This is a genomic window from Psychromonas arctica, from assembly GCF_038155225.1.
GTDB classification, from domain to species: domain Bacteria; phylum Pseudomonadota; class Gammaproteobacteria; order Enterobacterales; family Psychromonadaceae; genus Psychromonas; species Psychromonas arctica_B.
In genome coordinates, this window is the sequence record NZ_JBAKBA010000327.1 from 1 (window position 1) to 217 (window position 217).

A 217-nucleotide genomic window follows, 5' to 3' on the forward strand; every position below is an offset into this window, starting at 1 on the left:
TTGCACTGTCGGCAACCAGAATGCTGTCATCTGCAACCGGATCAACCGTCACAGAAACCGTTTCTGTATTACCGTCTTCATTAGTGTAAGTGAAGGTATCAGTGCCGTTGAAATCGGCATTCGGTGTGTAGGTTACCGTGCCGTCATCATTAATCGCCACAGAGCCATTCGACCCTTGCGTGACCGTATCAACTGGGGAAACTTCACCGTTATCGAC

1 protein-coding gene is annotated in these 217 nt (G+C 49.3%); it reads right to left on the reverse strand.

The genetic code is table 11. The features are described 5' to 3' along the window. The coding region (locus tag V6255_RS18690) for a cadherin-like domain-containing protein (RefSeq protein ID WP_341629450.1) at nucleotides 1-217 on the reverse strand (217 nt) is incomplete at both ends.